The 6,938-nt window shown below is 70.0% G+C and carries 8 protein-coding genes and 1 pseudogene; 3 read left to right on the forward strand and 6 right to left on the reverse strand.

Annotation, left to right across the window (positions count from 1 at the left end):
- Nucleotides 1–425: pseudogene (locus tag VNS22_RS03000) on the reverse strand (dihydropyrimidine dehydrogenase); the annotation flags it as partial.
- A gap of 153 nt (nucleotides 426–578) precedes the next feature.
- Here VNS22_RS03000 and VNS22_RS03005 point away from each other — a divergent pair.
- Nucleotides 579–1,208, forward strand: a complete 630-nt coding sequence (locus VNS22_RS03005; RefSeq protein WP_325729481.1) for a TetR/AcrR family transcriptional regulator — start codon at nucleotides 579–581, stop codon at nucleotides 1,206–1,208.
- A 19-nt stretch (nucleotides 1,209–1,227) separates the two neighbouring features.
- Here VNS22_RS03005 and VNS22_RS03010 read toward each other — a convergent pair whose 3' ends face one another.
- The 4 genes from VNS22_RS03010 to VNS22_RS03025 form a co-directional block, all read right to left on the reverse strand.
- The gene (locus VNS22_RS03010) at nucleotides 1,228–1,992 is read right to left on the reverse strand and encodes a glycerophosphoryl diester phosphodiesterase membrane domain-containing protein (protein WP_325729483.1); all 765 of its coding nucleotides are present in this window, start codon (nucleotides 1,990–1,992) and stop codon (nucleotides 1,228–1,230) included.
- A complete protein-coding gene (locus tag VNS22_RS03015) occupies nucleotides 1,992–2,825 on the reverse strand; it encodes a hypothetical protein (RefSeq protein WP_325729485.1) in 834 nt (277 codons plus the stop codon). The genes VNS22_RS03010 and VNS22_RS03015 overlap by 1 nt, the downstream gene beginning before the upstream one ends.
- A 27-nt stretch (nucleotides 2,826–2,852) precedes the next feature.
- On the reverse strand, nucleotides 2,853–3,614 hold the full coding sequence (locus tag VNS22_RS03020; RefSeq protein ID WP_325729487.1) for an SDR family oxidoreductase: 762 nt from the start codon (nucleotides 3,612–3,614) through the stop codon (nucleotides 2,853–2,855).
- Nucleotides 3,615–3,695: 81 nt separating this feature from the next.
- The gene (locus VNS22_RS03025) at nucleotides 3,696–5,171 is read right to left on the reverse strand and encodes a calcium-binding protein (protein ID WP_325729488.1); all 1,476 of its coding nucleotides are present in this window, start codon (nucleotides 5,169–5,171) and stop codon (nucleotides 3,696–3,698) included.
- A 207-nt stretch (nucleotides 5,172–5,378) separates the two neighbouring features.
- Here VNS22_RS03025 and VNS22_RS03030 point away from each other — a divergent pair, with 207 nt between their 5' ends.
- Both VNS22_RS03030 and VNS22_RS03035 read left to right on the forward strand, forming a co-directional pair.
- The gene (locus VNS22_RS03030) at nucleotides 5,379–5,648 is read left to right on the forward strand and encodes a BrnT family toxin (RefSeq protein WP_325729489.1); all 270 of its coding nucleotides are present in this window, start codon (nucleotides 5,379–5,381) and stop codon (nucleotides 5,646–5,648) included.
- Nucleotides 5,626–5,967: a BrnA antitoxin family protein gene (locus tag VNS22_RS03035; RefSeq protein WP_325729490.1), complete on the forward strand. Its 342-nt coding sequence runs from the start codon at nucleotides 5,626–5,628 to the stop codon at nucleotides 5,965–5,967. The genes VNS22_RS03030 and VNS22_RS03035 overlap by 23 nt, the downstream gene beginning before the upstream one ends.
- 67 nt (nucleotides 5,968–6,034) lie before the next feature.
- On the opposite strand, the gene VNS22_RS03040 is transcribed toward VNS22_RS03035, so the two are convergent.
- Nucleotides 6,035–6,938: ABC transporter ATP-binding protein (locus VNS22_RS03040; protein WP_325729491.1), on the reverse strand; the 904-nt coding region annotated here is incomplete at its 5' end.

A 6,938-nucleotide genomic window follows, 5' to 3' on the forward strand; every position in this document is an offset into this window, starting at 1 on the left:
ACCACCGCGATCCGCTTGCCCGTTTCAGGTGCCCGGACGAAGGGCTGCTCGCCGGAAGCGAACAGGAAGTCGGTGGCATAGCGCTGCAGCGCGCCGATCATGACCGGCTCATGGTCCTGGTCCAGGCGCACGCAGGCGCCCTCGCACAGGATCTCGGTCGGACAGACCCGGGCACAGGTGCCGCCCAGGATGTTGGCGTCCAGGATGGTGGTGGCGGCACCGCGGACATTGTCGGTCTGGATGCCGCGGATGAAGCGCGGGATGTCGATGCCGGTGGGGCAGGCCTCCACGCAGGGTGCGTCGTAGCAGAACAGGCAGCGGGAGGCTTCCACCAGTGCCGTCTTGCGGGACAGAGGCGGCGTAAGGTCGGCGAAGGCCTCTGCATAGTCCGCTGGCGAAAGCCGATGCCCGGCAATGTCGCTCATGCTGATGTCGTCTCCGCCGGCGTGCTGATCTTGCGCCGGAATCGGGTTCCCATTAACGGCACGTTATTGGGTAGGCCTCTGCCGTCAAGAATCATTCCAGCCTGGAATGATTCCATTCGGGCCGCGTGCGACAACAACCGAAGGAACCAATGCATGGCCGGCCAGATCCGCCGCAGGAACCGCGCGCGCATCCTCGCCGCCGCCGAGCAGGTATTCGCCGAGCTAGGGCTGGAGGGCGCCACCACCCAGGCGATCGCCGACCTGGCGGGCATGCCCAAGTCGAACATCCTCTATTATTTCGGGACCAAGGAACAGATCTACGTGGCCCTCCTCCAGGAGGTGGTGCGGTTCTGGCACGAGAGCTTCAGCGGCTTCGGCCCGGAGGACGACCCGGCCCTGGCGCTGGAAACCTATGTGATCGAGAAGGTCCGGATGAGCTTCAGCCGGCCGGCGGCATCCCGGCTGTTCGCCCGCGAGATGCTGAGCGGCGGCCACCGGCTGCGCAACTATCTGGAAGGCGAGCTGCGCCAGTGGGTCGACGAGCGCAGCCAAGTGATCCGCGAGTGGATCGCCCAGGGACGGATGGCGCCCGTCGACCCGCACCAGCTCCTGTTCACGATCTGGGCCGCCACCCAGACCTATGCCGACTTCGCGCCGCAGGTGGCGGCCGTGCGGGGCGGCCCGCCCGATCCGGCTGCCCAGGAAGCGCTCGCCCGCTCGCTGGTCGACTTCATCCTGCGCGCCTGCATCCCGCCCGCGCAGCCTGCCACGCCACCCAGCTAGCCGGCCGGGACCCGGCTCCTCACGCCGCGGAAGCCGCCGCCCGGCGGGCAGCACCCCGCCAGATCTCGCGCAGCCGATGCCAGGTCAGCGCGGCGAAGGTCGAGCTCAGCACCACCTGGACCGCCACCCCCACCGATTCCAGCACCTGGCCGAAATGGGTGTAGCCGGTGGCGGTCTCGACCGCCTCGGGCCCGGCGAACCAGCCGAGCGGGATGCCGATCAGCAGGGCCAGCAGCAGGCCCAGACCGGTGCCGACCGCCACGGACAGGATCACCAGCACCAGGGCCGGCCAGCGGTTGCCGCGGGTGAGCTGGCTGCTGCGCCGCACCGCCGATAGCGGCGGCAGGTCCTCGACGATCGCGGCCGGCACCGCGACGATCCACAAGGTGGCCAGCCACAGGCCCGGCACCACGAACAGGACCATGCCGATCACGACGCCGAACGAGACGAGCATGCTGGCGCCGAACACACGCAGCGCCGCGTGGCCGGCGGCCCGGTAGGCCTCGGCCACGCCCAGTTCCCTTCCGTCCGCCTGGGCCAGCACCACGCGGGTGACGGCCACGGCCGCCAGGGCCGAGCCGCCCGCCTGGATCGCAACCCCCAGGATATTGGCGAGGTCGGGCGAGCTGATCAGCCGTGCCACCAGCATGTCCAGGCCCGTGGCGATGAACACGGCGATCCCCGCCAGGCCGAACAGTTGCAGCGGCCGGGTCAGCACGATCTGCAGGCCGTCGCGGATGATCCTGAACGGATGCAGGCGGTCAGGGGCTTTCGCCGTTGCCATCAGTCCACCTCCCGCACGCGCGACCCGCCGGGATCCAAAGGGGATCGCCCGGGGCCGGTCAAGCCATGGGCTGCGCTCGGCCGGGGCAGGCGGTGCAGGTGCAGCCAGGTCACGGTGACCAGCACCATGGACAGGAGCGCGAAGCTGGTGAGCAGCAGGACCCGGAGCGCGTAGCCGGGCAGGCCCCTCAGCCCGTCCAGCTGCGCCTCGGGCAGGCCCAGCAGCCCGCTGCCATGGAAGAAGGTGACCGACAGGGTCAGCCCGCGGGCAGTCCACAGATCGGCCAGCGCGTCGACCAGCCACAACAGGCCGAGCAGGCCCAGATGCAGCGCCAGCACGTGCCAGCGCTGGCCCAGGGTCAGCCAGTAGCTGCGTTCGGCGGCCGCGACCGGGCCGAGTCTGCCCATCACGGCCGCCGGCACGGCCACGAACCAGACGGTCATGACCCAGATTCCGGGCAGGACCAGGAGGAACGTGGCGGGAATCGCGACCAGCAGGGTGAGGCCGATGGCGCCCAGCGCGCGCAGCGTCCTGACCGATCGCCGCTCCGGCCGGATGCCGGGCATCAGGATGCGCTGCCCCTGGCTGGCTACCACCCGGCCGACGAGCTCGGCTGCGGCGAACCCGGCCATGACGAAGGAGGCCACGGCATGCAGCGCCATGGCGACCCACGACCCCGCCAGGGCCACCCCCAGCACCGGCACGCTGACCCCCAGCATCGTGCTGACGGCGATCAGGCCGAGCAGGATCCAGCGATGGCGGACCAGCGCCCTGCCCGTGTCGCGCAGGACCCTCCTCAGGTCCAGCCGGGGGCTCGGCCTGTATCCCGCCATCCGCTCATCCGGCCCGGCACCGACGGCTCAGTACTGCACGCCCTTGGTCAGCGCGCCGTCGATCACGAGGTTGGTGCCGGTGGTGAAGCTGGAGGCCGGGCTGGCGAGGAACACCACGCCCTTGGCGACCTCCTCGGGCGTCGCCATCCGCCCGGTCGGGTTCAGGTCCAGCGCCTGCTTGAACAATCCGGGATTGTTGTTCTCGATCCAGTGCCAGACGCCACCCTCGAAATAGGTATTGCCCGGCGACACGCTGTTCACCCGGATCATCTTGGGCGCCAGCTTGTAGGCCAGGCCATGGGCATAGTGGATCAGCGCCGCCTTGAACGCGCCATAGGCCGGCCCGGTGAAGTCGATCTCCCGGCCGGACACCGAGCTGATCAGCACGATCGAGGGATGCTTGGACTTTTCCAGATAGGGCATGGCCGCGTTGACGGTGTTCACGCTGTGCAGCATGTCCACCTCGAACTGCTTGCGCCAGGACGCCTCGTCGTCGGTCACCGCCAGCGCGGAGACGTTGGCGACCACGATGTCGATGCCGCCCAGCGTGCTGGCGGAGGCATGGATCCAGCCTTCCAGCGCCGCCTTGTCGGCGACGTCCAGCGCCTGGCCGAACCCGGACACGCCCTGCGCCGTGATGGCAGCCACCGTCTCGTCGACTTCCTGGCCGTTGCGCGCGCAGATGGAGACATGCGCGCCCTCCGCCGCGAACGCATCGGCACAGCGCCGGCCGATGCCCTTGCTGCCCCCGGTGACGATCGCCTTGAGACCCTTCAGGCCGAGATCCATTGCGTCTTTCCCCCTGTTCTACATCTCGTCGAGATGTCTGCGGAAAGGGCAGGCGGATCAAGCGGCCTGAAGCGGTCCTCGTTAGCGCAGGCTGCCGATCGCCAGGGCCGGGCCGTCGCCGAACTGGACCAGCTCGACCCCGGTCAGCGTGTCGCGCCCGTCCGGGCCGACGACCTGCCACAGGCCGCCGTTCAGCTGGTCCACCGTGTAGCTGGAACGAGCGCCGCTGAACTGGGCGAGATCGCGGCCGGCCCCGCCTTCCAGCCGGTCGTCGCCGGCCCCGCCCACCAGCACGTCGTCACCTGGACCGCCGGCCAGGAGATCGCTGCCGGCCCCGCCGTTCAGCAGGTCGTCGCCATAGGCGCCGCGCAGCACGTCCTGGCCGTCGCCGCCGAACAGCTCGTCGTCGCCGGCCCCGCCCAGCAGCTCGTCATTGCCGGCCCCGCCTTCCAGCCGGTCGTCGCCCGAGCCGCCATCCAGGGAGTCGTTGCCGGCCCCGCCCTGGACCAGATCGTCGCCGAGTCCGCCGGCGAGCTTCAGGTCGTCGCCGTCCCCGCCGCGGATCACGTCGTCGCCCAGGCTGCCGAACACGTAGTCCGCACCGGCCCCGCCATCGAGAAAGTCGTTGCCGGCCCCGCCCAGCACCAGGTCGTTGCCGTCGCCGCCGTCCAGGATGTCGGCGCCGAGGCCGCCATCGACCCGGTCGTTGCCGGCATCGCCCCGGATCCAGTCGTTCCCCTCGCTGCCGGCCAGCTGGTCGTTGCCGGCCCCGCCACGGATCACGTCGTCGCCGCCCTTGCCGAACACCAGGTCGGCGAACGGCGAGCCCAGGAACCGGTCGTCCTTGTCGGTGAGCCCGCCGATGAAGGCCTTGTCGGGCGCACCCGCCTGCGGCGTGGCGTTGACGAAGTCACTGCCGTTCCAGCGATAGGCGCCGTCGTCCAGGTAGAGATGATCGACCGCCGTGCCGCTGGCGAACTGGTCGCCCAGCAGGACCTGGGCGGTGCCGCCGCCGGCACGGGCGAAGTCGATGCGCAGGGACTGGCCGTCCCGGCCGATGGTCAGGTCGGCCATGCGCAGCCCGTCCAGCACCAGCCGGTCGGTGCCGCCCTCGTCGAACAGCACCGCACTGTCGATCGTCCGGGTCAGGCGATAGACGTCGTTGCCGGCCCCGCCGGACAGGCCGTCCGTGCCGGCGGTCGAGATCAGCAGGTCGGCCCCGGCCCCGCCCATCAGCACGTCGTTGCCGGCCCCGCCATCCAGATGGTCGTCGCCGGCCCCGCCGCGGATCAGGTCGGCGCCGCTCGTGCCGAGCAGGCGATCAGCCTCGCCGCTGCCGGTAAGCCGCAGCCGCTCCTCGCCGGAGAAGGTCTCGCGCGTCGGAACCTCGGTGCCGTTGGCCAGGTAGACCCGCGGTGCGGTGCCGCCATTGCTGCGGATCGTCTGGCCGTTCGTGCCGTAATGGACCAGAAAGGCCGGCTCGGCCGTGCCGCCCGGGCCGGTGGCCACGGTCAGCCGCACGCTGTCAGCGGCGACGCCGCTCGGAAGGGTGACCAATCACCTGCTCCGCTGCTGTTTTCTGGAAAACTCGACCGATCGCGGCCCGGCTACCCCATGACAGGGGCGAGCGCAACGGTGGCGGCAGGGATGAGCAGCGTGTCTGATGGCCTCCGATCCATCATCGCAGGCGGATCGGCTGAGCGATGGCGATGATGGTGCCACATAGATTGTGACGGCCACGGGTTTCGGTGCTACAAAAATTATATGGCACCGCCCACCATCACCTATGATCCGGCCAAGCGCGCCAAGACCCTGGCCGAGCGTGGTCTGGACTTTGTTGAGGCTGGTGAGGTGCTGGCGACGGCCACCTATCAGGTGGAGGATACCCGGCGTGACTATGCCGAAACGCGCATGATCTGCTTTGGCTATCTGCGCGGCCGGCTGGTGATGATCGGCTATGTCCGGCGCGGCGAGACGGTGCACGTATTCAGCATGAGGAAGGCCAATGCCCGTGAACAAGCCCGTTTTGGGTAGCGACCTCGCCAAGGTCGACGCCACCACCGATGAGGACATTGCCCGGCAGATCGCGGAGGACCCGGACACCTACCCGGAGCTGACCGACGCGGACATGCAGCGCGGCCGCTGGCTGATCGGCGACCGGGAGGTGAGCGAGGCGGAAGGGCGCGCTGCCATGCGTCGTGCCGCCGGCCGGCCGAAGTCGGCCAACCCCAAGGTACACGTGTCATTGCGTCTGGATGCCGACGTGCTCACGCGCTACCGGGCGAGTGGGCCGGGCTGGCAACGCCGGATCAACGACGCGCTACGCAAGAGCCTGGAGAAGGAACCGGCGTGACGGTGCTGACGGTCTGAGCCACCCGTCCTATCCATGTCCCTGACCCAATCAGTCATGACCTCTCGCGCTATGGCGATGGCCACATGGCGCTGAGCTTGGCAATGTTCCGGATAGAGCGTGCGTCTCTCGTCTCCGCAGGTCGCGCGGCGGCCAGGGTGTCGATCCGGCTGAGCTGCGCGTCGATGCGCTGTCCGTCTGATGGCCGGAACAGGTGCAGCTGGTCGGGATCCAGGCGGAGCAGCAGGGTAGCGCCCGGCGGGAAGGGCAGGCCAGGTGCCGTCGTCACCGCGAAGCTCCGGCCATTCAGCCGGGCATGGAGGATCCGGGTGGCGCCCAGCTCCTCGACCAGTTCCAGCGGCAGCTCCAGCTCGGCATCCTCCCGGCCGCTCGCCAGCAGCATATGCTCCGGGCGCACGCCCAGCAGCACGGGCCCGGGTGCCACGCCGGCCGCCGCGATCGGCAGCGGGCCCAGCGCGGTATGGAGCCGCCCGCCGGGCGCGATCTCGGCCTCGACCAGGTTCATGGGCGGCGTGCCGATGAAGCTCGCGACGAAGCGCGAGGCCGGCCGGCCATAGACCTCCAGCGGCGTGCCGGCCTGCTCGATCCGGCCGCCATTCATCACCACCAGGAGATCGGCCATGGTCATGGCCTCGGTCTGGTCGTGGGTGACCAGCACCGAAGTGACGCCCAGCCGCTGGTGCAGCCGGCGCAGCTCCAGCCGCATCTGCACGCGCAGGGTGGCGTCCAGGTTGGAAAGCGGCTCGTCGAACAGGAACACCCGCGGCTCGCGGATCATCGCCCTGGCCATGGCGACGCGCTGGCGCTGCCCGCCCGAAAGCTGGCCGGGCCGGCGCTCCAGATAATCGACGAGGCCCACCGCGGCCGCGGTCTCGCGCACCCGCCGCTCCCGCTCCGCCCGCGGCACGCCCGCCACCTCCAGCGGGTAGGCGATATTGCGGCCAACCGTCATG

The organism is Geminicoccus sp. (assembly GCF_035556675.1).
Classification (GTDB): domain Bacteria; phylum Pseudomonadota; class Alphaproteobacteria; order Geminicoccales; family Geminicoccaceae; genus Geminicoccus.

Coding starts and splice junctions, on each gene's coding strand:
- VNS22_RS03015 (WP_325729485.1), bottom strand. CDS start 2,825: ATGGCGGGATACAGGCCGAGCCCCCGGCTGGACCTGAGGAGGGTCCTG.
- VNS22_RS03020 (WP_325729487.1), bottom strand. CDS start 3,614: ATGGATCTCGGCCTGAAGGGTCTCAAGGCGATCGTCACCGGGGGCAGC.
- VNS22_RS03010 (WP_325729483.1), bottom strand. CDS start 1,992: ATGGCAACGGCGAAAGCCCCTGACCGCCTGCATCCGTTCAGGATCATC.
- VNS22_RS03005 (WP_325729481.1), top strand. CDS start 579: ATGGCCGGCCAGATCCGCCGCAGGAACCGCGCGCGCATCCTCGCCGCC.
- VNS22_RS03030 (WP_325729489.1), top strand. CDS start 5,379: ATGGCACCGCCCACCATCACCTATGATCCGGCCAAGCGCGCCAAGACC.